The 26,548-nt window shown below is 39.0% G+C and carries 23 protein-coding genes and 1 pseudogene; 9 read left to right on the top strand and 15 right to left on the bottom strand.

All coding sequences use genetic code 11. The features are described 5' to 3' along the window. Positions 1–110: 110 nt before the first annotated feature. Entirely contained in the window at positions 111–2,213 is a 2,103-nt protein-coding gene (locus tag Q4489_RS02235; RefSeq protein ID WP_303476466.1) for a TonB-dependent siderophore receptor, read from the bottom strand. Between the two features lie 268 nt (positions 2,214–2,481). Between Q4489_RS02235 and Q4489_RS02230 the strand changes: the two genes are divergently transcribed. The 3 genes from Q4489_RS02230 (at position 2,482) to bfr (Q4489_RS02220) (ending at position 3,809) form a co-directional block, all read left to right on the top strand. Beyond that, positions 2,482–2,676 (top strand): (2Fe-2S)-binding protein, encoded by a 195-nt coding sequence (locus Q4489_RS02230; protein ID WP_303476463.1) that lies wholly within the window; start codon positions 2,482–2,484, stop codon positions 2,674–2,676. A gap of 190 nt (positions 2,677–2,866) precedes the next feature. Then, positions 2,867–3,331, top strand: coding sequence for a bacterioferritin (gene bfr, locus Q4489_RS02225; RefSeq protein ID WP_303476461.1), 465 nt, complete (start codon positions 2,867–2,869; stop codon positions 3,329–3,331). Between the two features lie 10 nt (positions 3,332–3,341). Further along, positions 3,342–3,809, top strand: coding sequence for a bacterioferritin (gene bfr, locus Q4489_RS02220; protein ID WP_303476459.1), 468 nt, complete (start codon positions 3,342–3,344; stop codon positions 3,807–3,809). Positions 3,810–4,216: 407 nt separating this feature from the next. Here the strand turns inward: bfr (Q4489_RS02220) and Q4489_RS02215 are convergent, their stop codons facing one another. From Q4489_RS02215 to Q4489_RS02180, 8 genes are read right to left on the bottom strand one after another with little or no spacing between them, the layout of a single operon-like run. Then, entirely contained in the window at positions 4,217–4,549 is a 333-nt protein-coding gene (locus tag Q4489_RS02215) for a DUF6488 family protein (protein ID WP_303476457.1), read from the bottom strand. A gap of 41 nt (positions 4,550–4,590) precedes the next feature. Continuing rightward, positions 4,591–5,115 (bottom strand): hypothetical protein, encoded by a 525-nt coding sequence (locus Q4489_RS02210; RefSeq protein WP_303476454.1) that lies wholly within the window; start codon positions 5,113–5,115, stop codon positions 4,591–4,593. 35 nt (positions 5,116–5,150) lie between these two features. Beyond that, positions 5,151–5,846 carry a HupE/UreJ family protein gene (locus Q4489_RS02205; RefSeq protein ID WP_303476452.1) on the bottom strand — a complete coding sequence of 232 codons (696 nt, stop codon included), beginning with the start codon at positions 5,844–5,846 and terminating at the stop codon, positions 5,151–5,153. Continuing rightward, positions 5,836–8,979 carry an efflux RND transporter permease subunit gene (locus tag Q4489_RS02200; protein ID WP_303476450.1) on the bottom strand — a complete coding sequence of 1,048 codons (3,144 nt, stop codon included), beginning with the start codon at positions 8,977–8,979 and terminating at the stop codon, positions 5,836–5,838. The genes Q4489_RS02205 and Q4489_RS02200 overlap by 11 nt, the downstream gene beginning before the upstream one ends. Positions 8,980–8,989: 10 nt before the next feature. Beyond that, positions 8,990–10,222 carry an efflux RND transporter periplasmic adaptor subunit gene (locus Q4489_RS02195; RefSeq protein WP_303476448.1) on the bottom strand — a complete coding sequence of 411 codons (1,233 nt, stop codon included), beginning with the start codon at positions 10,220–10,222 and terminating at the stop codon, positions 8,990–8,992. A 16-nt stretch (positions 10,223–10,238) separates the two neighbouring features. Then, on the bottom strand, positions 10,239–11,564 hold the full coding sequence (locus Q4489_RS02190) for a TolC family protein (RefSeq protein ID WP_303476446.1): 1,326 nt from the start codon (positions 11,562–11,564) through the stop codon (positions 10,239–10,241). A 13-nt stretch (positions 11,565–11,577) separates the two neighbouring features. After that, complete coding sequence (locus Q4489_RS02185) at positions 11,578–12,567, bottom strand: M56 family metallopeptidase (RefSeq protein WP_303476444.1); 990 nt, start codon at positions 12,565–12,567, stop codon at positions 11,578–11,580. A gap of 2 nt (positions 12,568–12,569) precedes the next feature. Further along, positions 12,570–12,953 carry a BlaI/MecI/CopY family transcriptional regulator gene (locus Q4489_RS02180; RefSeq protein WP_303476442.1) on the bottom strand — a complete coding sequence of 128 codons (384 nt, stop codon included), beginning with the start codon at positions 12,951–12,953 and terminating at the stop codon, positions 12,570–12,572. A gap of 84 nt (positions 12,954–13,037) precedes the next feature. Here Q4489_RS02180 and Q4489_RS02175 point away from each other — a divergent pair. The 4 genes and pseudogenes from Q4489_RS02175 (at position 13,038) to Q4489_RS02160 (ending at position 17,014) form a co-directional block, all read left to right on the top strand. Further along, a pseudogene (locus Q4489_RS02175) lies at positions 13,038–13,390 on the top strand (DUF3147 family protein). 320 nt (positions 13,391–13,710) lie between these two features. Next, positions 13,711–14,913 (top strand): zinc metallochaperone GTPase ZigA, encoded by a 1,203-nt coding sequence (zigA, locus tag Q4489_RS02170; protein WP_303476440.1) that lies wholly within the window; start codon positions 13,711–13,713, stop codon positions 14,911–14,913. Next, on the top strand, positions 14,910–15,572 hold the full coding sequence (locus Q4489_RS02165) for a DUF1826 domain-containing protein (protein ID WP_303476439.1): 663 nt from the start codon (positions 14,910–14,912) through the stop codon (positions 15,570–15,572). The genes zigA and Q4489_RS02165 overlap by 4 nt, the downstream gene beginning before the upstream one ends. Positions 15,573–15,973: 401 nt before the next feature. Beyond that, entirely contained in the window at positions 15,974–17,014 is a 1,041-nt protein-coding gene (locus Q4489_RS02160) for a GTP-binding protein (protein ID WP_303476437.1), read from the top strand. A 254-nt stretch (positions 17,015–17,268) separates the two neighbouring features. Here the strand turns inward: Q4489_RS02160 and groL are convergent, their stop codons facing one another. From groL to Q4489_RS02145, 3 genes are all read right to left on the bottom strand, one after another. After that, positions 17,269–18,921 (bottom strand): chaperonin GroEL, encoded by a 1,653-nt coding sequence (gene groL, locus Q4489_RS02155; protein ID WP_074496414.1) that lies wholly within the window; start codon positions 18,919–18,921, stop codon positions 17,269–17,271. A 150-nt stretch (positions 18,922–19,071) separates the two neighbouring features. Further along, positions 19,072–19,362, bottom strand: coding sequence for a co-chaperone GroES (locus Q4489_RS02150; RefSeq protein WP_074496413.1), 291 nt, complete (start codon positions 19,360–19,362; stop codon positions 19,072–19,074). 93 nt (positions 19,363–19,455) lie between these two features. After that, positions 19,456–19,935 (bottom strand): FxsA family protein, encoded by a 480-nt coding sequence (locus Q4489_RS02145; protein ID WP_303476433.1) that lies wholly within the window; start codon positions 19,933–19,935, stop codon positions 19,456–19,458. 127 nt (positions 19,936–20,062) lie between these two features. Between Q4489_RS02145 and cutA the strand changes: the two genes are divergently transcribed. Further along, entirely contained in the window at positions 20,063–20,383 is a 321-nt protein-coding gene (cutA, locus tag Q4489_RS02140; RefSeq protein ID WP_303476432.1) for a divalent-cation tolerance protein CutA, read from the top strand. Continuing rightward, entirely contained in the window at positions 20,376–22,193 is a 1,818-nt protein-coding gene (locus Q4489_RS02135; RefSeq protein WP_303476430.1) for a protein-disulfide reductase DsbD, read from the top strand. The genes cutA and Q4489_RS02135 overlap by 8 nt, the downstream gene beginning before the upstream one ends. Positions 22,194–22,197: 4 nt before the next feature. Here Q4489_RS02135 and ung read toward each other — a convergent pair whose 3' ends face one another. From ung to Q4489_RS02120, 3 genes are all read right to left on the bottom strand, one after another. After that, positions 22,198–22,857 carry a uracil-DNA glycosylase gene (gene ung, locus Q4489_RS02130; protein WP_303476801.1) on the bottom strand — a complete coding sequence of 220 codons (660 nt, stop codon included), beginning with the start codon at positions 22,855–22,857 and terminating at the stop codon, positions 22,198–22,200. Between the two features lie 73 nt (positions 22,858–22,930). Beyond that, positions 22,931–25,378, bottom strand: a complete 2,448-nt coding sequence (locus Q4489_RS02125; protein ID WP_303476428.1) for a bifunctional diguanylate cyclase/phosphodiesterase — start codon at positions 25,376–25,378, stop codon at positions 22,931–22,933. Continuing rightward, on the bottom strand, positions 25,379–26,530 hold the full coding sequence (locus Q4489_RS02120; RefSeq protein WP_303476426.1) for a hypothetical protein: 1,152 nt from the start codon (positions 26,528–26,530) through the stop codon (positions 25,379–25,381). It lies immediately after the preceding gene. Between the last annotated feature and the right edge of the window lie 18 nt (positions 26,531–26,548).

The raw sequence follows: 26,548 nt of genomic DNA, 5'->3' as shown, positions 1-26,548 counted from the left end.
ACTAAAAAATGTGTGTTCAATTGTAATCAACATCATAATGCTAATAATCAGACACTACAATGTTCATTCCAAATCTATGCTGTCACACTGATTAGCAATGAACGCATTTATTAAAATGAATAAGTATAAGATGCCATTACCGTTCTACCTCTACCAGGCATAACTCCCCAATCAATACCTTTTGCTCCCGCTGAACTCCAATAAGCCTTATCAAATACATTTTCGACTTTAACCCTAAATATACTGTTTATATGTTCCATTTGATATTTAACGCCAACATCAACACGTAAATATGAAGGTAGGCTTAGCGTGTTATTGACGTTCTGCTGCCTTTTACCAACATAAAAAGCGCCAAGCTGCACATTAAGACCATGAAAATGTTGAAGTTGATAATCAATAAACGCATTGGCTTTAAACTTAGCTACATTCGCGGGTTGGTTACCATTTAATGCTTGGTTACCCACTAAGCTTGTCAGCTTTGCATCTAAATAACTTACAGAAGCTACCATGGACATTCCAGTTAGTACCTCGCCATTAATGTTTAACTCAATACCTTGGTGTTCCTGCTTGCCATCTTGAGTAAAAAAATTCGTATCTTTATTATGGTATTCTAACTTTTTTTCAATCTTAAATATTGCCGCAGTAAAGCTGGTGCTTTCTCTTTGCCACTTTATCCCCGCTTCAATTTGTTCACTTTCTTGAGGGGGTAATGTTTCTCCTTCATTAAGCGCCCCACTACCAATAACAGCGACTCCACCTTCGCCTGTACCTTCAGAGTAATTCAAATAATAAGCGAATGATTCGTTAGGGTTATAGTTAACGCCTATCATTGGGGTAGTAAAGTGATGGTTTTCTATTTGTTTCCACTGCTCGTCTGGTAGTTGTTGTTTCTTTTGATATGAAATATGCCTTAAACCAACAGTTGCATAAATATTATCATTTACATGTATAGTATCTGTAACGAAATAAGACAGTTCATCAGTATTCGTGTTGGTAGCCAGCGGATACTCTGGGTATTGAGGTCTATCTACGTGAACAGGTGAAAATATATTGGCAACTGGGTTGGTTAAATTAAACCAACGCCCGTCTTTCGCATTATATTGACGATAACTCAGACCAAAAACGAGATCATGCTCCATATCGCTTAAGGTAAAATTTTTGTTGAGCATGCTATGCCCAGAAATAGAGCTATATTCTTCATCAGGTGTTACCAGTATATCTGAAGATAACACAGTTCCTGTTAAGTCAACCTGATAGATATCAGGGAAGATTGTAAAACGATCATTTTTTGCAAAAGCGATTTGTGTGATCCATTTCCAGTCATTTGCAAACCAATGATCTAACCGTGTTGCTACATTAACAGTTTGCGTTTCGTATCTCGCCCAAGGTTGACCTAACAATACCTCGCTAAGATCTACATACGGCGGCAATATAGCCTCATCACCTATGTAAGTTAAACCAATTAATGGCTGCGACACCACTTTTTTATCTTGAAAATCAGCGTCAACTCTCAATAAAGTGTTTTCTGATAAAGACCAGTCAACGGCACCGCTGAAAAAATAACGCTTTAAATCATCTCCTCCAGTAAAGTTGCCTGTGTCTTCAACTGCAGCATTTACTCGATATCCTGCATTAGAAAATTCATCAAGTGAACCACCTGCATCAATATGAATATACTTTCCCTGCTGACTTCTAAGTTCAGCAGTAACTTCAGCAAATTTATCTTTCGTTGGTCTTTTAGTAATATAATTAATTGTGCCCCCAGGATTATTAAAACCAGCAATAACCCCAGACGGTCCTTTTAATACATCAATACGTTCGATATGTTCCAACGGTACATCTTGGTAAGGAGCAAGCGCTAAACCATCACGCCTTAAACCATTGGTCCAATCTAATTGAAAGCCCCGCAAGCTTACAACATCAAAAACAGCGCCAATCGCCGTGTTTTGTGCTGAAGCATCATTTAATAAAACATCACTTAAGGTACGCGCACGCTGTTCAGAAAGTAACTCTGAGGAAAAAGATTGTATCGAAATTGGTAATAACTGCGTATCTTTAATACCAAGGGCAGCTGCATTTACATCGCGTGTGTCATATAAAGGCGTTCTGTTGCTTGTAACTTCAATTTTTTCTATAGCTTCTTCAGCTGATATTGCAAATGTATGGGTAAATGTTCCGGCCATTACGACTGATCCGAACAGCATTTTTTTCATGTTTAAATCCAAATAATAATATAAAACAATTGTATTTTTTCAGGTGTTAGAACACCCTACAAAATAGATATGTTATAACATAACAATAGTAACAGAAAATTAACATGCCTGTGAAGTAGCCACTTGAATATTTATTTTTACTTCAATTTTTTAGTATCACATTGACTTATCTAGATAATTTTTTTCATCAGAAAAAAGACAAATATTATGCTTGCATTTTAACCAAATGATAACTATTATCACTCGCATAATCATTAAGGGTAGCATTATGTTTGTTTGCATTTGCAATGGCATCACAGATAAAGATATTCAAGAAGTTGTGCGCAATGAAGGCGCAGGTTCAGTACGTGAGCTAAAAAAACATCTTGCTGTTGGAAAAGACTGTGGTTCTTGTGTAAAAGCAGCACAACGCATTATTGATAACACTATTATTGATGAAACTCTTTTTCAGAATGTTGGCTAAGCCTCTCTTTTACCTAAACTTATCTAAACCTTCCTTAGCTACACTCATAAAACACCTATACAAATTGATAATTAATAGAAATAGAAACAAGAATGGTTTTCAATATTAAACCCTTGATTTTATTTGTTTTTTTGACTTTTAGCCCGCAAGTTCTATAATTGAACCACCATTTGCTAACGAGGCGCTATTCATGCAAAGTCAAAGCATTATCATTACGTCATTAAATACAGTACTCACCACCGAGCTTACTTCCATAAATCAATATTTTTTACATGCAAGAATGTATAAAAATTGGGGCTTTAATAAGTTAAATGACCAATGCTATAAAAAGTCGATAAAAGACATGAAGCAGGCTGATGCCATTATTGAACGCGTGTTGTTTTTAGAAGGGCTTCCTAACTTACAAAGACTTGGTGCACTGTCAATCGGTGAAAAAACCGAAGAAATGTTGCAATGCGATACTAAGTTTCAATTAGCCCAAATCGAACAAATGAAACAAGCGATTGTGGTTTGCGAACAAGAGAAAGACTTTGTTACTCGCCAACTATTGGTTGAAATTCTTGATTACGAAGAAGAGCATTTAGACTGGTTAGAGACACAAGAATACCAAATTGAGCAAATGGGTTTAGAGAAGTATTTACAAGCACAGTTATAGAGGACTTATTATGAAAGGTAATACAGAAATTATTAACGCCTTAAACGGCTTGTTAGCATACGAATTAGCTGCAATGGACCAATACTTCATTCATTCAAGAATGTATCATGATTGGGGTTTAACAAAGCTATTTGAACGTATCGACCATGAGTTTGATGATGAAAAAGGTCATGCCACATTATTAATAGAACGCATTCTATTTTTAGAGGGTACGCCCGATATGGTAACGCGTACAGGTTTAGATATTGGTAAAGACGTGCCACAGATGCTTAGCAATGATTTAGATGTAGAGCTTGCCGTTGATAACGCGTTAAAAGACGCGATGGCACTCTGTGAGGAGAAAAAAGACTTTGTGACTCGTAACATGCTGCAAACCTTGATTGATGATACTGAAACAGATCATGCGTTTTGGTTAGAGCAACAACTTAGGTTGATCAAAACCATTGGTTTAGAAAATTATTTACAATCACAAATGTAGCTAATAATCATTTTAAAGCTATTACGAATGGTGACTTAAAGCCTACATATCACAAACGAATACTAAATTCGCCGATATGAACGAGGATTAGGGTTGCAAAGCAACCCTAAAATAGCGACTTGTTAAAATAGATGGTTGACGAACAATTAGTATAATCCTAAGCCACACAACGAAAGTTCAAATTCTCATTGCCTGTCACTATTCGCGTAAAGCGCAACAGTTCAAATAGAAAAGTGATACTTTACGCTGTTATTATTAGCCTAATTTGAATCAGCCTTAACTTGATCTATCTGACTCGATCAATAGAACTTAACCAAATCTGACAGTCGCATATGTGCCAATAGCGGACTTTAAATACAAAAATAAAAGCACCTCATACTTGTATCAAAAAGTGCCTTTTTATTTTGTTAAAAATCGTTTTTATCTTTAACAGCCATAACACGACCGTTTTTAGCAACTTGGAAATAAAGCTTATTTTCATTGTTAGGATTAGACGCACTTACAACGTAGAAATTGTCTTCAACACTAGCAATCGAAAGTTGCGACTTGTCAATATTTTTCCATGACTCATCTAACTTGCCAACTTCAAAACCAGTGTCTTTAAATGTCATCTTTTGAATATGTGTTGCAGCGATGCTAACAGCTTTTTGACCGCTGATGACACCATGATCGCCATGTGCCTGTACATTACCAGTAAGCAAAGCACCACAAAGTGCAATAATTGATATTAGTTTGTTCATTTTAGTCTCCATTTCGTGTGGAATTCATATAGTTAAATTCGTTATTGTTTAAGGCCAATAACTTCATATTGTCCTTTAACCAGTAGCTGTACTGACACTGGTTTATCTGATTTGTTTTTCCAATACCAACCATGAGAACCAGCAAATGGCGTGGTATAGCTGCCTTTCATTTCATTAGTTGTAGCAATGGCGTAGCTTTCAAAATATCCCGTTGTGTCACCTTCAGGCTCACCATGTAAATCGAAGTACAATGGAGCACCATCAGTTAACCATTCATAAGTCATTTTTTCATGCTGCTTCATATAAAATTTATATTCGATACCGCGTCCCGCAGGGACGGTCACTTCTACTGTTTGAAACTCATCACTGCCTTCAGTAGTCTCTATTGGCGTTGTTTTCGTTTCAGCAGCGTGTGCTAGGGCTGTTAACCCTAATTTACCACCAACGCCTGTAGGATCGATGTCATATTCGGCTGGTAATATTATTATAATAAGCACGATGGCTGCGACAATGACCGCTGAAATGCTTGCTTTAATGAGTGTTTGTGTACTAACTGTATGTTGCATAAAATTCTCTTTTACTTTCTATATTCTTTAATAAATTAAAGGGTGAAATAACCAGTGAGTTGTAAGCCCATTAGCATTACACCTGCACTCATTAACGCTGTGTTGGTTATTGTTGAAAATCGTTGGAATGACGGCAACTTCCGCCATGCATTTATCAAAATAAGTATCAGTGCAAGTGCCGTGAATTGACCAAGCTCAACACCAATATTAAACGCAATTAAATTAGACACTAAACCATCTTCAGCTAGGCTAAACTCCTGTAATTTAGTCGCCAAACCGAAGCCATGAAACAGGCCAAAAATCAGTACCGCCCATTGCGTATTGGGTTGCCAATTAAAACAACGCTTAAAGCCGCCTAAATTATCGAAGCCCTTATAAATTACAGAAAAACCGATAATGGCATCAATTAAATAGGCATTGACTTGAATATCGCTTAATACGCCAAATAGTAATGTTGTGCTATGACCGATAGTAAACATGGTGACGTACAAAAGTACGTCACGGCTACGATATAAAAAGAAGATGACACCAACTAAAAACAGCAAGTGGTCGTAGCCCGTTATCATATGCTTAGCACCTATGTATAAAAACGGAATAAACTGCACACCTGTATTTTGCTCTAAAAACGCTCTGGTTTTGTCATCGACCCCGTGAGCCAAGGCTTCAACACTGACAAGCGCTAACAGCGCAATAGTCAGATAGATTAGTACTTTAATCATATTACTTGGCATCTTGAGACTCCAATACTTCAACATCAGTCAAAATAGACTCCTTTTCTTTATGTAAAATTCTGTATAAGGCAGGAATGACAAACAGAGTCAAAATCGTTGACGAAATAATGCCACCAATGACCACTGTCGCCAAAGGACGTTGAACCTCTGAACCAATACCTGTATTTAACGCCATAGGGATAAACCCTAATGATGCGACGAGTGCCGTTGTTAGCACAGGTCGAAGACGAGTTAATGCGCCATCAAATATAGCTTTATCAAGTACTAGCCCATCTTTACGCAAGTCTCTAATAAACGACACCATAACCAGTCCATTGAGGATGGCTATACCCGACAGGGCAATAAAGCCAACTGCTGCCGAAATGGAGAACGGAATGTCACGTAATAATAGCGCGGCAATACCACCTGTTAATGCTAAAGGCACCCCTGCAAATATGATCATTGCATCTTTAACGGAGTTAAGTGCAAGGATTAATAAACCAACAATCATGATTAAGGTGACAGGTACAACAATACTTAGGCGTTCTGAAGCAGATTGTAGCTTTTGATAGGTGCCACCATATTCCACCCAGTAACCAGCCGGGATTTCAACACTTTCATCAATTGCAGTTTTAATATCCGCAACAAAACTTCCTAAGTCTCTACCACGGACGTTGGCTGTAACAACCATTCTACGTTTACCGTTTTCACGATTAATTTGGTTAGCGCCAGATATAAGCTCAATATCAACCAATTCTTTAAGCGGTACTGAATGTCCATCAGCCAAAGTTATCGGTAAATAAGGTAATGAATCGATATCATTACGCTTAGACTCTGCAAGGCGCACCACAATATCAGAACGGACATCGCCTTGATAAAACTTACCTGCGATTGTACCACCCATAGCCGTTGCCACTTGAGACTGTATTTGGCTAATGCTAATGCCAAACTGCATCAGTTTTTCACGATTTGGCACTAGGCTAAGCATAGGTAAGCCAGTGGTTTGCTCAACTTGTATATCAACGGCACCTTCAACCTGAGAAATTGCACCCTCTATCTCAGCGCCTAACGTAGTCAACATATCAAAGTCATCACCAAACACCTTTATCGCAAGTTCGGCTCTTACCCCAGCTAACAATTCGTTGAAACGCATTTGTATTGGCTGTAAAAACTCATAGCGGTTCCCCGGAATTGGCTCTACCAGCGCGGCTAACTCTTCTACGATTTGTGTTTTAGTTTTGTCTGGATCAGGCCATAACTCGCGAGGTTTCAGGATAATGAAGTTATCTGCGACACTTGGCGGAACGGCATCTGTTGCAACGTCGGCTGTGCCTATTTTGGCAAAGACGCGTTCAACTTCTGGCATTTGTTTAATTTTATCTTCTAAAGATTCCTGAAGCGCGATTGCTTGAGACAATGACGTACCCGGAATTCGCAGCGCGTGCATGGCAATATCACCTTCATCCAAATTAGGTGTAAATTCACTACCTAGCTTAGTCGCCTGATAACCTGAGAAACCAACTAATACTGTTGCGGCTACAACCACGAACCAACGGGCTTTTAATACCCACCTCAATGAGGGCTTATAAATAACCGCAGCACCACGAATAATTGGACTATGCTTTTCTTTCACAGGTTTTTTGAATAGTAAGGCAACCATAGCAGGTACAAAGGTAACCGATAACAGCATCGCGCTAAGTAAAGCGATAACTACTGTGATCGCCATCGGGTGAAACATTTTACCTTCAACCCCTTCTAGGGCAAAAATAGGTAGGTATACCGCAGTGATAATAAACACACCAAATAATGCTGGACGTATGACTTCTTTTGTCGCTTCGAAAACCAATTCCATACGTTCTTTTAGTGGCAGAGGATTGTTTCCTGCTTGACTTAGCCTGCGAAGACAATTTTCTACGATGATAATGGCACCATCGACTAACAAACCAAAATCTAACGCGCCTAAGCTCATCAGGTTCGCACTCACGCGAGTTTGTACCATACCTGTCACTGTCATTAACATAGCAAATGGGATCACTAGTGCTGTTAAAAATGCAGCTCTGAAATTACCTAATAGAACAAAGAGTACGACAATAACCAATAACGCACCTTCGGTCAGGTTAAGCTGAACCGTTTGTAGGGTTTTATCAACTAATTTAGTACGATCATAAACAGCGGTTGCTACAATGCCTTCAGGTAACGTTGCATTTATTTCTTTAAGCTTCTCACCTACTGCGTGGGCAACAGTTCGACTATTTTCGCCAATAAGCATGAATACCGTACTCATCACCACTTCACGGCCATTTTGTGTAGCTGCGCCCGTTCTTAGCCCTTTGCCGTTTTCAATATCGGCTACGTCTTTTATATAAAGTGAAGAACCATCAATGGATTTAAGCGGAATATTACCAACTGCGTCCATACCAGTGATTTGACCGGGCAATCGCAGCAACCATTGTGCGCCATTTTGCTCAATAAAACCTGCACCTTGGTTTTGATTGTTTTGTGAAATTGCATCAACCACATCAGCTTGTGACAGCCCAAAAGCAAGTAACTTTTCAGGTTTAAATGCAACTAAAACCTCGCGTTCAAAACCACCTATAGGGTTTACCTCTACCACACCCGGCACTCTCATCAATTGCGGTCTTATCGTCCAATCGTGTACTGTGCGTAAATCTGTTGGTGTGATTAATGTACCATCAGCATGTGTTGCATCAGGCTCAGCATCAACAGTAAACATAAAGATTTCACCAAGCCCTGTTGCAATTGGCCCAAGTTGAGGATCTAAGCCCTGCGGTAACTCAGCGCGAGCTGCTGATAAACGCTCGTTAACAAGCTGCCGGGCAAAATAGACATCCGTGTCATCACTGAATATTGCGACCACTTGTGACAGGCCATAACGAGAAACTGAGCGGGTATATGTTAATCCCGGTAAACCCGATAACGCAGTTTCTAACGGAAAGGTTACCCTTTGCTCTACCTCTAAAGGAGTAAAGCCAGCCGCTTCGGTATTGATCATGACTTGCACATTGGTGATATCGGGCACCGCATCAATCGGTAGTTTGGTAAAATTCCAAATACCCAAACCTGACACTGCTAACACCATCACCATCACAAGGAATTTGCGCTTTATCGAAAAGCGTAAAATTGACTCCAACATTTATACGCTCCTAGTGATCGTGTGATGCGCCAGACTTTTCGATGTCGGCTTTTAAAATGTAGCTATTGTCGGTCACGTATTCAGTTCCCGCTTTTAAGCCACCTAATACTTCAATCCATTTGTCTCCAGCGCGGCCCAACTCAAGCATACGAACTTCATACTGCTTACCCACTTTGGCGTAAACGACTGTAAAGTCTCTAAAGCCTTGCAAGCCAACACGTTTAACAGCCAGCGGTACTTCGATGGTTGCAACTTCTATGTCGGCTTTAACAAAACTCCCCTCATTAAAGTTACCATCCGCTAATTCAACCCAAACCAATCGCGCCTGATCTTCTCTCACGCTAGGCTCAATAAATGACACCTTACCTGCAAAGGGGTCTTCATGACCTTCAACGTTTAACGTTACTGGCGTTTCTAATTTCACCTTGGAATAATCCGAAGGATAAACCGCTAATTTGGCAATATGGCGATTAAAATTGGTAATGGTTAGTAAGGCTCTACCACCCGTTTGCTCACCCGTGTTTGCGAATAACTGGGTAATAACACCGTTATTGGGCGCTTTAATAACGTAGGGTTTAAGACTTTCATTACTTTCTACTGTGAATAGTGTTTGACCTTTTTTAACGGTTTCACCGTAATTGACATGTAACTTGCTGATTTCACCATCAAAACGGGCAGCAATGTTTCGCTTAGCGTCCACAGGTAAACTTAATTTGCCATAAGCAGGTATGGTTTGATGAATGGTCGCAGGGCCTGCAATTTCAGTGTTGATTTCCATTGCATCGGCAACTGCCCGTTCAATCGTGGTGCGCCCCTCGAAGTTGTCATATCGCCAATTGTACTTTTTACCCTGATAAGTTGCTTCAATGGCAACAACAAAAGAGTGAGGCTCATAAATCACCATATCACCGCGAAGAAAGTCACCTTGAGCATTAAAGTTAATATCATCAGTACCATCGCCTAAGCGAATTAATTTCACGTTTAAATCGACTTTCTTTGGGTCTATAGGCTGTCCATCATTAGTCGCCCAAACGCGAAACTCTGGCGGTACACCTGTTTCAAAAATAGATAGTTCAATTGCAAAATCACCATCTCGTAACATGCGCCCACGGTGTGGACCTTTCTCTGGTTCAGCTTGCTCAGCCGCAGGTGTTGATGCCGCAATAGCATTAGGTACGACGACCCCTGTGAATGAGATAATAATCGCCAAGCTCAATGACGACAGAATATTTTTATTTTTCATAAGTTTGCTCACGGTTTTACTCGCTATCACTAACGGACACGCCAGTTAGGCGTTGAATTTCAATATGTTGTAAGTGCAAAGATTGATAAGCATCAAGTAATTGATTTTGGACGCTGAGCAGCTCTCTACGTATATCACTCCACTGGTTGTAGCTAAGCTTACCGATATCAAATGCCTGACTTGCTTCAGTCAATGCGGTTTCTAGTACGGGAATAATTTCCGCTTGAATCGTTTCAATGACATGGTGGGAATGCGCCATTTCTTGCAATAGCACATAAAGCTGTGCATCAAGTTTCTGCATTAACGCTTGTTGCTTACTTGCCAGTACATCTTGTTTTGCGCGTAAGGCAGCTATTGTTCCTGCATTTCTATTTTCACTTCCCCAAGGAATAGAGATACCAGCTACTAAACCAAAATCATCGGTCGCTTCATATCGCCTTAACCCCGCAGTGAATTGCCACTGAGGTTTTGCTTCAATGCGTGCAAGCTCCATTTGAGACTGGGTGATACGTTGTTCATTAACAAACTGTTGTATTTGCGGGATTTGCTTAAGCTTGGTTAACTGGCTTTCTACTGAGGGAATTTTCGGCTTACGCATTAAATTTCCCGTTAACTTTAGCTCTGCCTGAGGTTTACCCCATAAAGATGACAGTTGATAATGACTGGCTTTTAATTCGTGCTCTAAATCTTCGACAGCTAGATTTCTTCGAACCAGCTCAGCTTGAGCTAAGCGCATTTCAATATTAGAACTTTTACCTGCTTTTACTCTTTTGGCGATAGCATCTACTACGTCCTGCGCCTGAGATATAGCTAATTGATTTAATTTCAAGCGCTCTTGCTTAATTAAGATTTCAACAAACTGCTTAGCAACAATCGCAGATAAATCGAGTGCTTTTATTTTTTGCTCGACTTTTACTGCACTTGCTTGGCTTTTTGCTGCATTAACTCTTCCGTCAATTTGATCTTGTTGAAGCAGCCAAGAGTATGTGAGTGTTGATTGCATACTTTTTAATGCACTGTGCTCACCTGTCCCTAACGCATCCTCAATCATTAAACCTATTTGAGGGCGCTCTCCAATGCCTGCTTGCTCTACATTGCCTTGCCACACAGCTTCTTTAGCTACCAAGGCTTTTAGTTCGGGATGACTTTCTAGGGTCATGGTCACAGCCTTACTCAGATTAATAATCTGATGTGATGACTGTATTTGCTGCTGAGTTTGCGAATTAGCCAAAGAAGGGGTAGGCATTGTTAAACCAAGCCCCGTTGTTACAGCTATTCCAACAGCCAAAAACCGATAGCCTATCGGTTTTTGGCTGTTGCTTTTATTAAGATTAAATCTCATTCCATATCCTTAATTAATGGATGAAAAACGTTTCAATAAAGTGATGAAAACTATCGACAGTGGATGCCGCGAGTATTGGCATAGTTGCCAATAATGCTAGAGCAATGATGATAGTGGTAAGTGACGGTTTACTAATTGGATTTAATAACCGCTCTACACGAAGACTGGTGTGATCATGTCCGAAGTAGCTAACAGACGCCTGATCGTAATCCGTAGGAAGTGCTTTTTGAAGTCTAGCGACATCAATCAATGTCTGTGCGACATCAAGATTGTCATATGCTTTAGTGACCTCATTATCGGCTATCTTCTCCGTCATTAAGACATATTGTTCTATTAAGGTTTGTTTTATACGTGACGGATAGAAGCAGGCAAGTGCTATGAATAGTACTTTAAATAGGGGATCTCTTGCTACTACATGAGCCAGTTCATGATTAACGATGATATTAAGTTGTTCATCGCTAACTTGGGTTTGTAGTCCGGTTGATACATAGATCTTGGGCGATATAAAGCCTGTAGTAAATGCAACGGGCACTTGAACAGGCATCAAGAAATATTGGTTGCCATTAGTCGTCTTAGAATCTTGTGCATTAGTAAAGCTAAGCAAACTCGATAATGCGATGGACTGTTTGGCTCTAGCAAAGATAGTCCTAGTTACGCGCCATGTTAAATAGAATAATGCCAAAAGTAATGTTAACGCGTGCCAACTTGAAAAACTGAAAATATCAATATGGTGCCAATGGGCAAAATCCTCAAACCAGCTTATGTTAAAAACTTTATCAAACCCTATCGAGTAAGGCATAAAGTAACCGATACAAGAAAGTGCTACCCACCAAGGCGCACTAACAAGTGACCACAATATAAATTTTTGACTATTAAAACTGACTTGATTGAGCCTGAACAACACAAAACGAGATACGACAGCAACACTTGCTATACCGATCACAAATGCAAGCACTGCAACACTGAGCAAGTTTAGTGCGATTGCCATATCTCCAACTAACATAATTAAGTCTGTTCCTTTCTTAACTGGCGTTGTTTTTCGATCATTTTTTCTAATGTATCGAGTTGTGCGTCATTAAGTTGTGCCGAAGCGGAAGTAAAAGCGGCTATTAAGCTATTTTCACCATCTTCTACAAAGTCACTGGTCACATTTGAAATAAGCTGAGCAATTAAGCCTTCACGATCTACTCTGGCTGAATAACAATACGCATGACCTTGTTTAGTGCGCTTTAGTAATTCTTTTTTAAATAGTCTATCAAGCGTGCTTTGAATGGTATTTAACGAATTACCACGCGCAAGCCCCAGTACTTTATGCACTTGCTTTGCATCCGCCTCTTTTACATTCCAGAAATGCTGAAGCACTAACTTTTCTAGTTCACCTAACTGCATTACACTTTACTCTATTTAATCCGCTGGCTATATTGCCACAATAAAAACCGATAGGCAATCGGTTTTTATATTTGAGGATATTATATGAGTTGGCTAATAATTAAGTATTTGATCACAGCGACGGTCATAGTCGCGGCATCTGAGCCAGCAAAACGAAGTGATAAACTAGGAGCACTGATAGTCGCATTACCGACATTCACCATTTTGACCATGATTTGTTTATATGTTGAAAAACAGTCCACAGAGAAAATAGCCAATCATGCTTGGTACACCTTTTGGTATGCACTTCCCACGCTCTCTATTTTTTGATAGTCCCCGCGTTAATGCAGCGTTATAGCTTCTGGATATCGCTACTCATCAGCTCAATAGTAACGATAATTTGCTTTTGGTTGTTTTCTTTATTGCTGAAGCAGTTTGGTATAAATTTGCTACCTTGAATGTCTGCGGCAAGGTCCGCTCTTCGCTCTAAGCTGACTGTCAGATGAAATCTAAACCGATTAGGCTAAACTGTAAGTCCGATATGAGCTACTACACCTAATTCATACGCCTAAAGCTGTCACTTCCAAATCTACCTATAGAAAACACATCTAATAAACATACTTTTGATAAGATAACTCTTAAAAAATAATACACCTCGCCTTGTAGAAAGTATTTCGACCTCAAGGTAAAAATGAAAATATTTGCAATGAAGCACTATAACTTTTAATTGTTATGTTATAACATTTCACAAAAATAGTATTGAAGAATTAATATCCTAATGAATAATAAATTACCTGTTACAGTGCTTTCCGGCTTTCTTGGTGCAGGAAAAACAACTGTATTAAGTCATATTCTCAATAATCGAGAGGGTAAAAAAGTCGCGATTATCGTTAATGATATGAGTGAAATCAATATTGATGCCTCTTTAATTAAAAACGATGTTTCACTCAATCATAGCGATGAAAAATTAGTGGAAATGAGTAATGGCTGTATCTGTTGCACCTTACGTGAAGATCTTCTCATTGAAGTAGATAAATTAGCAAAAGATGGTCGATTTGATTACCTCGTTATTGAATCAACGGGCATTTCTGAGCCCCTACCCGTTGCAGAAACGTTTACTTTTATCGATGAGAGGGGTATCTCATTATCTGATATAGCTAGGTTAGATACCATGGTAACCGTTGTTGATGCAGTAAACTTTCTGAAAGATTATGACGAAGCACAATACTTACAAGAGACAAATCAATCGCTTGGGGAAGATGATGAACGCAGTGTAGCAGATTTATTGGTTGATCAAATTGAGTTTGCTGATGTTATCTTGATCAGTAAAACTGATTTAGTTCAAGCAAATGAACTTGAGCGCCTTATCGCCATTCTTAGTGTGTTAAATACTTATGCAAAAATACTTCCTATTTCAGCCGGAAAAGTAGATGTGAATGCCGTATTGAACACCGGTTTGTTTAATTTTGAACGTGCAGAACAAGCACCTGGTTGGCTTAAAGAAATGCGTGGTGAGCACTTACCAGAAACTGAAGAATACGGTATTAGCAGTTTCAATTACCAAGCAAGGCGACCATTTAATCCAGAAAAATTTCATCAGTTTTTACATAATACTCAGCAATTTGGCAAACTCCTTCGCTCTAAAGGCTATTTTTGGCTAGCGTCTCGCCCTCAGTTTTGTGGCCAATGGAGCCAAGCAGGTGGTATAGCCCGATATGGCTTTGCTGGTATGTTTTGGAAGTCAATTCCACAAAAAAACTGGCCACAAGATAACGACACGCTAGAAGCTATTCATAAGCAATGGGTAGAGCCTTTTGGAGATATGCGTCAGGAGCTTGTTTTTATCGGTCAACAGTTAAATAAAGCCGCGATGATTAATGCCTTAGATCAGTGCTTATTATCAGAAGAGGAGTTACTCAGAGGGGAAAATTACTGGTCAACGTTGAATGACCCTTTTCCTATATGGGAGGAATCAGCATGAGTTGCTCCGAAATACCTAATAAAACTTTCACTAGGCAATCAATAATAGGAAAGAAACCAACAATTTTCACGAATGTGTATCAAAAGGATACTAATATTATTATTTGGCAACGTCATCTTTGCGCCAAGATAACATCTGCTGTTAACAGTTTTATACAAAGTAATAAAAAGGCGACGGTACTTGCTGTAACACCAGAAAATACACACCAAGTACTTTATCAAGAATTTGGTAAAACAGAATCAATAACAACTTTAAGCGATGATATCGCTTTATTAGTTGATATGTTTTGCTGTTTATTTGATTTACCACGAGCAGGGTTAAGACTTAACATACTTGATCGTGCAATGTGTCCTCGCTTTCATGTTGATCATATTCCTTGTCGTTTAGTTACAACCTATCAAGGCATAGCTACAGAATGGCTTAACCATAATGACGTTGACCGCACTAAGTTAGGTTCTGGCAATAACGGCAAGCCTGATGAGCAATCAGGGTTATTCCAAGATCTACAAAGTATTAACCGATTAAGCGCTGGCGATGTGGCTTTGCTAAAAGGTGAAAATTGGGATAACACCAAAGGAGCTGGTCTAGTGCATCGTTCACCTCCTGTTCAAGCAGGAGAAAAGCGATTATTACTCACTTTAGATTTTCTTTCAGACTAGAATCAATTTACCAGCGATGAAAGAATACTATTGCGACAATATGAATCCACTTAATAATACGTATAGGGTTTATCAACAACGACTATCGCGAACGCCAAAACACCTTTAAGGTTCAAGCACGCATCATGTTTGTTTATTGCTAGAATATGAGGTGTAAGCTGATGATAAAACATCATTCCTCACCAATGCCTGGCCCAATATTTATTGAAAGATTAAATTAAAGACAAAAAATCCATGAGAAACTTCAACATAGATAATAAACGCGGCTACAGAATATCAACTTGTTGTGCATCGCAAAGCCCTTTCGTTAATACATCGCCAAAATTTTCGCATAAGGCCTCATATCGTACGGTAGTAAGCATAAATTCAAACACTAATGCGGCTATAGAAGTAGAAATAATATGAAGTCTATTAAAATCACCGCTGTTCCTACGAATATTATTACTGGCTTTTTAGGCGCAGGTAAAACGTCAGCTATCTTACAATTACTAAACAACAAACCATCAAATGAACGATGGGCTGTGTTAGTCAATGAATTTGGCGAAATAGGCGTTGATGGTTCTTTCATTAAAGCAATTAACTCAACACACAAAGGTGTGTTTATTCGAGAAGTACCTGGCGGGTGTATGTGTTGTGCTGCTGGTGTACCTATGCAAATAGCCTTAAACCAACTTTTGTCACAAGCAAATCCAGATCGTTTATTAATAGAACCTACTGGGCTTGGACACCCTAAAGAAGTATTAAACGTTCTATCAGCTGAACATTATCAAGAGGTGCTTCTATTACAAAAAACGCTAACTTTAGTCGATGCAAGAAATCTAAACAATGCTCGTTATACATCGCACGATACTTTTAACCAGCAAATTGCAATCGCCGATACGGTCATTGGTAATAAAATAGATTTATATCAAGCAGGCGATAAAGAAAGGTTAATTAGCTATGTCAAAGCACATGGCAAGCTTAACGCTGATATTGTATTTTCACAACAAGGATACGTTACCGTTGACCAATTAGCAGGAAAGTCGCTCATATCGCCTGTTGATGCACAACATAAGCATCATGAACATACCCATTCAACGGAAAAAACATTAATCGCAGAGTTGCCCATACCCGCAAGTGGCTATCTTAAAGCGGTAAATAGCGGGGAAGGCTTTATAAGTGTTGGGTGGCGAATTTCACCAGAGAAAATATTTGAATATCAGAAACTTTACGATTTTTTATCTAATATTAACGCTGAACGTATAAAAGCGGTACTTATCACAGAGCTTGGTACCTTCGGCTATAATATTTCCACAGACGGAATCAAAGAAACAACGCTTAAAGACAGCCACGAAAGTTGTATCGAAATCATCGTTAAATCTCTTGATAACCAGCTGGAAGCAAAGTTGATGTCATGCATCATGAAAAGTAGTGATCAGTTAACATTCATAACAAAAAAGTAACTCATTACTCAGGGAAGATAAAAAGCTTAGTTCAGAAATTGATTAGCCGTTGTTAATTTAGCTACGTAACCACTATCAAACTACCTTCTTATTAAAGTAAAAAAACCGCCAAGGCGGTTTTTTATTCACTCTATTTAAGCAGTACATTCTGCGCAGGGTAAATTGATGATGACAAGGCGCTTTAAGCGACGCATAGCTCGCACTATGCGAGTCGAAAAAGCAACAATGTCAGGGTCAATTTAATCAAGCATGAATTACATCATGCCTGGCATGCCGCCACCCATACCACCCATGCCGCCCATATCAGGCATTGCAGGAGCTGAGTCTTTAACCGGTGCGTCAGTGATCATCGCTTCAGTTGTTAGCATTAAGCCAGCAACAGATGCAGCAAACTGTAATGCACTACGTGTTACTTTAGCTGGGTCAAGAATACCCATCTCTAGCATGTCACCGTATGTACCGTTACCCGCATTGTAGCCATAGTTACCTTCGCCATTGCGAACTTCATTTAACACTACTGATGCTTCATCACCACAGTTGGTTACGATTTGGCGTAATGGAGATTCCATCGCACGTAACGCAACGTTAATACCATGATTTTGGTCTTCGTTGTCACCTTGAAGCGCTTTAATTTTCTCAGCAACGCGTACTAAAGCAACACCACCACCGGCTACAACACCTTCTTCAACTGCAGCGCGAGTTGCATGTAAGGCATCTTCTACGCGTGCTTTCTTCTCTTTCATTTCAACTTCGGTGGCAGCACCTACTTTAATAACAGCTACACCGCCAGCTAATTTAGCAAGACGTTCTTGAAGTTTTTCTTTGTCGTAGTCTGAAGATGTTTCTTCAATTTGACCGCGAATTTGTGAGACACGTGCTTGAATGTCAGCTTCTTCACCAATACCGTCGATAATCGTGGTATTGTCTTTAGAAATAACAACGCGTTTCGCTTGACCCAAATCTTCTAATGTTGCTTTTTCAAGTTCCATACCGATTTCTTCAGAAATCACGGTGCCAGCGGTTAACGTTGCGATGTCTTGTAACATTGCTTTACGACGATCACCAAAGCCTGGTGCTTTTACTGCCGCTACTTTTACGATGCCGCGCATGTTGTTAACTACAAGTGTCGCTAATGCTTCACCTTCAACGTCTTCAGCAATAATTAATAACGGCTTACCCGCTTTTGCTACAGCTTCAAGTGTTTGAAGTAATTCACGGATGTTTGATATTTTCTTGTCCACTAACAGAATAAATGGATTTTCTAATTCAACAGTACCGTTTTCTTGGCTATTAATGAAATATGGTGATAAATAACCACGGTCAAACTGCATACCTTCAACCACGTCTAATTCATCCGTTAATGCCTGACCTTCTTCAACAGTGATCACACCTTCTGCACCAACACGATCCATTGCCGTTGCGATGATTTCACCAACGGTTTTATCAGAATTAGCAGAAATAGTACCTACTTGTTCAATCGCTTTGTTATCAGTACAAGCTGTAGAAAGCCCTTTAAGTTCTTCAACTGCTGCAATTACCGCTTTATCGATACCGCGTTTCAAATCCATTGGATTCATGCCCGCAGCAATTGATTTTAAGCCTTCTGTCACAATTGACTGTGCCAATACTGTTGCTGTTGTTGTACCGTCACCTGCTTCATCATTTGCTTTTGAAGCAACTTCTTTCACCATTTGCGCGCCCATATTTTCAAACTTGTCTTCAAGTTCGATTTCTTTCGCAACAGAAACACCATCTTTTGTGATAGTTGGACCGCCAAATGATTTATCTAAAACCACGTTACGGCCTTTAGGGCCTAACGTTACTTTTACTGCGTCAGCTAGAATATTTACACCGCTAAGCATTTTTGCGCGTGCATCATTACCGAATAATACGTCTTTTGCTGCCATTTTTATCATTCCTATTTTTTATGTTTGGCTCAGTTTTAAGTTTTCTCACGTAAAAACGAGTAGTACTCGTTGTGAGTTAGATAACCTTTAAACTATGCCTAAATTTCAACCAATACGTGAATTTAGAATCAACGTACAATGAATTAATATTTACTCAACGATAGCTAAAATGTCAGTTTCGCTAAGGATCAATACTTCTTCACCATCGATTTTTTCAGTTTTTACGCCGTAGCCTTCATTGAAAATAACTTGGTCGCCTACTTTTACGTCTAAGGCGCGTACTTCACCATTTTCTAAAATACGGCCGTTGCCTACGGCAACTACTTCACCACGAGTCGATTTCTCAGCAGCGCTACCCGTTAAAACGATACCGCCAGCAGACTTAGACTCTACTTCTTTACGCTTAATAATTACGCGATCGTGTAATGGACGAATGCTCATTAATTTCTCTCCTGAGAATGTTGTTAACAAAATAATTAAGTTGAAAGATAAATAGGGCCGTATTTCATCAATACAACCCTTTTTATAAAAAAATTACTCTTTACGTTCAAATTCGCCTTCAATCGTTTTGTTCTCGTTACGTTGCTCAGGCTGTTGCTCTTCTTGATCGAACGGAGATTGTTGATGAAAGCCAAACTGTTGAGTATGTACAACAGTATGTTGTGATAATTGTTTTTGCACGGCATTAATCAAGCCATTTCTAATGGTTGGGATTAACAGCGACAGACCAAAAAAATCAGTAACAAAACCAGGTGTTACCAATAGCACACCTGCCACTAACAAAAGCAAACCCGCAACAATTTCATTAGACGGTGCTTCACCCTGCGCCATTTTATCCTGCACAGATTGTAGAGTAGCAATTCCTTGCTGTTTTACATTCTTTGCACCGAGCCATGCAGTAATAACAACAATTGCGATTGTGGGCCATGCGCCAATTAATGCCCCTACCTGCATTAATACCATTATTTCAATGATGGGAATGACGATAAATAAAAAAAACAAAATGCGAAACATGTAATAAAATCTCCTAATACATTGAAACAGATATGAGGCTTATCAGGTCTTTTTCAACCAGTGACGTTTTACAGACCCTCAATATTACTTTAGATTAGGGCAAGCACTAACAGGTGGCCTCAATATTATGTATCAAATCGTGTTATGTACCTGCCCTTCTAATGAAGTGGCAAATGAAATTGCTGAATCACTGGTAAAACAAAGCATAGCAGCTTGCGTGAATATTATTTCAAACGTTTCTTCTGTATATTTGTGGCAAGGTAATATTGAAAAAGACGTTGAAGTACAACTAATCATCAAATCAAAAGCTGCAATATTTAAACAATTAGCTGATACAATTATCAAGCTTCACCCTTATGACGTACCTGAAATTATCGCTTTGGATATTAACAAAGGGAATCAGGATTATTTAACTTGGCTAGATGAATCAATACATACTCATGATTAAACATGCTTTCTCCCTATTTTTACTACTTTGCATTACCACTGTTTCTCAGGTTTCTGCAAGCCCGCAAGACTCTATTTTTGATAGTAGCGCCAGTTCACTGTTTAACAATGAACAGGAATTTTTACCGCCCGATTTAGCCTTTAATTTTAATTTTGAGCAAAAACAACAAACAGTGGAAATTACTTTCGGTATTGTTGATGGGTATTATTTATATAAGAAACAGTTTTCTTTTAACGGTAAAAACGTCGCAGTAAATGAAGTTGAGCTACCTCAAGGGGTTGAACACGAAGATGAATTTTTTGGTATCCAAGAAATTTACGAAAAGCCGTTATCAATTACCATTGCTTTAGAAGATATTGGTGACAATGCACAATTGATGATCCGTTTTCAGGGGTGCGCTAAAAAAGGGCTCTGTTATCCGCCTGAAATCAAAACGATTGACCTCGTAAAATCGACCGCCAGCTCAGCTGATATTTTTGCGGCTATGTCACAAAATACCGAAAATACAGGAGATGCCGCTCCAGTTAATACGAATGCATCAGTTAGCCAAAGTAGCGAGCAACATCAATTAGTGGCATTACTGAAAAGTGAAAGCCTTTGGTGGACCCTTGCAGCCTTTTTTATTGGAGGTTTATTGTTATCGTTTACTCCATGCGTATTTCCGATGTACCCAATTTTAACCGGCATTATAGTTGGACAAGAAAAAGGGCTAACCACGCAGCGAGCATTCACGCTTTCCTTTACTTATGTACAAGGAATGGCTGTCACTTATACGTTATTAGGTATTGTTGTTGCGTTAGCAGGTGCAAAATTTCAGGCGATGTTTCAACACCCTGCGGTATTAATTTCATTGAGCGTGTTATTTATTTTCTTAGCATTTTCAATGTTTGGTGTTTTCAATTTAAGCCTACCGGCAAGTTGGCAACAAAAATTACACAATTTAAGTAATAGCCAAAAGGCGGGTTCTTATGGCGGCGTTTTTAGTATGGGAGCAATCTCAGGTTTAGTGGCTTCACCATGTACCACAGCACCATTAACCGGTGCATTGCTGTATATTTCTCAATCTGGTGACATTACCCTTGGGGCTGCTGCACTTTATGCCCTTAGTTTAGGCATGGGGTTACCCTTATTAATTCTTGGTAGTTCAGGCGGCAAGTTGCTTCCTAAAGCAGGACCTTGGATGGAAGTGATAAAGGTCATCTTTGGCTTTTTATTATTAACCGTTCCGGTTTTTTTACTTGAAAGAATATTGCCAAGCAGCATCGCATTCGCATTAGCTATCATTATTTTACTATCGGCATGTGCTTACTTCGTTAAATTGGCATATAAAAACTCAAGCTTTATTGAAAAACTTTTCAAAAGCAGTTTTATTATTGTCTTCGCGTTATTTTTTAGCTTTCACTTAGCACAGTACTACCAAATACAATCTGCTCAACATACCGAAACAAAAGCGTTTACATACGTTAATAATTTAGCTGAGCTTGAAGCGGTAGTGAACGAAGCAAATGCAAATGGTGAAACGGTTATGGTTGATTTATACGCTGACTGGTGCGTCGCATGTAAAGAATTTGAACATAAAACCTTTCCTGTCCCTGCGGTACAAAAAGCATTAGCTAACACTAGATTAGTGCAAATAGATCTAACCGATACTGGCTCACCAGCAAGTGTGGCATTGATGAAGCAGTATGATGTATTAGGCTTACCCTCAATATTATTTTTTAACTTAGCAGGTGAAGAGATAAGCCAACGTCGGGTTACCGGTTTTATGGCCGCTGATGAATTTGCTAAACATATAGAAAATACTTTTTAGCCCATTATATTTGCCAATTAATCGGCGCTTTTCCTAACTGCTGTAAGTATGTGTTGGTTTTGGAAAAGTGCTGGCAACCAAAAAAACCGCGATGTGCAGACAACGGTGACGGGTGAGGCGCGGTTAAAATCACATGCTTATTTGCATCGATGTTTTTACCTTTTTTTTGTGCATGTGCTCCCCAAAGCAAAAATATAATGCCTTCACCCTTTTTACTTAATAATTCAATTACGCGATCGGTAAACTGTTCCCAGCCTAGCTTTTTATGGGAGTGTGCTTGCCCCTCTTCAACAGTAAGCACAGTATTAAGCAAAAACACTCCTTGAGCTGCCCAGTCTCTTAAGTCCCCGTGCTGAGGGAATTGAAAGTCTGCAATGTCTGTTTGTAATTCTTTATAAATATTTACTAACGAAGGAGGAGGCTTTATTCCTGGTTTTACCGAGAAGCACAAACCATGTGCTTGGCCTGCACCGTGATATGGATCTTGTCCTAGAATAACGACCTTTATCTGATCAAACGAGGGCGAATCAAACGCAGAAAACACCTCTTGTTCCGCAGGATAAACATTAATGCCTTGCGCTCGACGTTGGTTTACATACGCTAACGTTTGTTGGAAATACTCTTTTTGTTTTTCGTCTGCTAGCAACGCAGACCAACTATTCAAATTCATTAATCAACCTTAAACGGTTTCGTTTTATCATGTGATACTTTGCTCTCAGGCTTAGCCGAAAAAGAGTTCAAGAAGTAGTCGATATTGTTGGTTGAGTTTTCCAGTAACCGTTAACAAGCTGTGTTTCAACAAAGGCAAGAATATCAACTTCAGGGATCGGTTTGGAAAAATAATACCCTTGAATAATATCGCAGTCACTTTCGGTTAAACTTCTAAGCTGCGCACTACTCTCAACCCCCTCAGCAATGACCGTTAACCCTAAGTTTTTTACCATGGCGATTGTCGACATAATAATCTGATAATCAGCATGATTTTCTAACATGCCAAAAATAAAGCTTTTATCAATTTTAATCACATCGATAGGCATTTTTTTAATATACGCCAACGATGAATATCCCGTGCCAAAATCATCAATGGCAAAACTAAAGCCATTTTCCTTTAATAAATTCATGGTATCTATCGCACGATCAATATCTTTCACTAGGGTTTGCTCTGTCAATTCTAATTCAAAGCGTTCAGCTCCGATATTAAACTCATCCAATAATTGATGTAAATAATGAGGCAAGTTGTTATCGATAAATTGTCCTGCCGACAAATTGATTGCCATTTTCACGTCATGTAAGCCCAGTGCATCTAGTTTTTTTAATAACTCGAAACATCTGCGAATCACCCAGTAACCTAGTTCAACCATATGCTCGGAATTTTCTAATATTGGAATAAAATCATCCGGTGAGATCATTCCTTTTTCAGGGTGTTTCCAGCGTAATAGTGCTTCAAAACCGTACAATTGTTTTGTTTTTGTCAACAATTGAGGTTGCAAACTTAGGCTGAATTGCCCTTTCGCTAAGGCTTGGCGCACTTCCGTTTCCATCATAACGCGGTGCGCAACACGCTGATACATATCAGCATGATAAATATGGTATTGAGCGCCACCATTATCTTTTGCCTCATACATGGCAATATCAGCTTGGCTGACTAATAACTCAGGCTTGGTTATTTCATCTTCACTGTATGCAATACCGATACTAGTGGACACATAAAATATACTAGAATCAATGCGGATCGGCGCTTTAAATCGTTGTAATATTTTTTCTGCAATAGGCACGGCATCTTCTGGTGAGTTTAAATGACCTAACACAACAACAAATTCATCACCACCAAACCGACAGGCTAAATCAACATGACGAACACTGACTCTCACGCGATTAGCAGCTTCAATGAGCAACTTATCACCTTCACCATGACCATGGCTGTCATTTACCTTTTTAAAATCATCTAAATCAAGAAACAATACCGCAATGCCTTTACCTACTCGGCCAATATTGGCTACCGCTTTACGCAACTGGTAATTCAGCATATTACGATTAGGTAAGCCAGTTAAAAGGTCATACATGGCAATATTTTCAAGCTCTTTGGTTTTCTGTTCTACTTCAAGGTTTAACTGCTCTAGTTCATAACTTAACTCGGTGGCTGAATCGGCTACAATATCGAGTTCATCTGCTAATAATCGGCGGCGCTTTAAACGAATTTGCCGAAATTGCTCAAATTCTTTTCTTGCTAATAATGGCAAAGCACTTGATAAGGTTAAAATGCGGTTAGCAAACGGACTAGCAACCAAATAAACCAAAACGGCTAACGTAATGAATATCAATACTGCAGAGAATAAAAACTGTAACACTTGTTGTCTGTATTCTTGTTTAATTGAACTAACATTATCTACTAAGGCTATGTAAAATTGTTTATCTTCTGTGTTTGCCAACTTCATCAAGTTAACCAAGTAGCTTTGATCTTCCAATGTTATTTCTAACCCCGACTCTCTAATATCTTTAGCGGATATATTGCTGTCTAATTTATCAAAAAGGTCATTCATTAGTTTGGCATTTGAAGTAGAAAGGAACCGCAGTTTAGTAGATGAGGTTTTTGGGTTATGGTCAAAACTGACGACAGATATTTCACTTTGTAGTACTTGGTTAATAGAATAAATAACATCAAGTAAAGACATAGTCATGGCAACAACATGGAAACTACCATCAGCACCAAGTAACGGCACTACAACTAATTGCTCGCATGCTACATCGCAAAAAAGTTGATAGCCAGGCTCTTTGTGTTTAATCACTTTTTTTGCAGCTGAGCTTACTATAGGGTGGGCATCAGCAGTAGTGTAAAGTAACTGATTATCTTCACTGAATAACCAAATATTTTCAACGTTTTGGTTCATTTGCAATGCGTCATACTGCCGCTCAAAAGCTTGTGGTAATGAGTAATTATCATTAGTTGCTAATTGCAAAACATCAGAAAATGATTCAATCCATAAACTTAACTTTTCTTTATCAGTACTGGTTTGCATCGCAAACTGACTTTGGCCTTGTGCTATTTTCTCATTTTGAAAGTCTTTAAACTCTTGTTGTAAACGAGAAAGCGACATCATCGAAATACCAATACTCATTAACAAAAGTGCACTGATGACCAATAGCAATAATTTAGTTGGCACACTAATAAATATTTTATTCATCATTTAGAACCAATAAACAACTTGGATTGCAGAAATTTGCCAATATTCATGATTATTCACCAGGGCATTCGGCAATACAACAGGGGTTAATCTTGCAGTACCCTTAATCCAATGGTGTTCAAGCTGTATCTGAACGTTATTAGTAACATCAATGGTAGCACCAAGAACAGCTTCATGCTGATAGCCAAAATGTTTAGGGACAAAGCCGTTAGTGCTAACGGCTAATTCTGTGCCGGTTTTATCGTCTTTGTCAGCATAAAAATGTTCTAACCTGCCCAAAAATTTGAGATTAGCCCCATAGATATATTCCAACTGAGCAAAGCCACCTTGCCCAATTTTCTCTTGAATAAATGCGTCGGACATAAAACCTTCAAGCTTCATTCTTTCTTGTAATAATTCAAAGCTAAAAGTCCAATTATCTCCTTGGTATTCACCATTAAAGTAATGCCTAGTTAGGGCGAGATCACCATCGGTAAAAGCACTTTCCTGTTTTTTATCATATTGGAAGTTTGCATCGGTAATTGCCAAACCAAATCGCCAATTAGAACTTAACGGCGCCCAATACATACTAGATTGTATATCCGCTTTATGGGTTAGATCGCCATTTGAAAAAGGACCCAGAATAATTTTTGCTTGTTCATCTGAAATATTTGAATAGCTTGAACTGAGACGAAAATCAAAATCGCCTAAATCATCGCTAAAGTATTTTGCGGTGAGCGCACCACCGTCACCCCCCACCGACATATTGCGTGTAGCATCAAAATATACCGATTGTGGTAAAATTATACTCGGCCTAGTCATGGGTACATCTCTAGTACTAGAATATAGCCAGTGGTAATTTTTTATTCGCCCTAAGTATAAATTTACCTGCCATTTTTCATTAGTAAATACCGACCAATCCATTAATAAGTAATCGATATTCAAACCATCTGCATAGCGATTTCCACCATTTAAATAAACAGCTTGCCCTGAAAAGCGTAAATTGTCTGAAAACTGATAGGAGGCATTAAAACCTAGCTCGGTTAATTCTGCAGACGGTTTCTCATCATTATTGACAAAATTACTGCCATTAACATCAATAAGCCCTTGAGCCACAAAGCCATGAAGTTGTATTCCTTTAATGTCATCACTAATGGCAAAAGAACTTGTACACATAAGACATGCAGTAAGTAC

Origin of the sequence: Thalassotalea sp. 1_MG-2023 (assembly GCF_030546745.1) — a bacterium.
Classification (GTDB): Bacteria; Pseudomonadota; Gammaproteobacteria; order Enterobacterales; family Alteromonadaceae; genus Thalassotalea_C.
The sequence above is the reverse complement of the archived record's forward strand: the minus strand, read 5'-3'. Positions and strand labels throughout refer to the sequence as shown.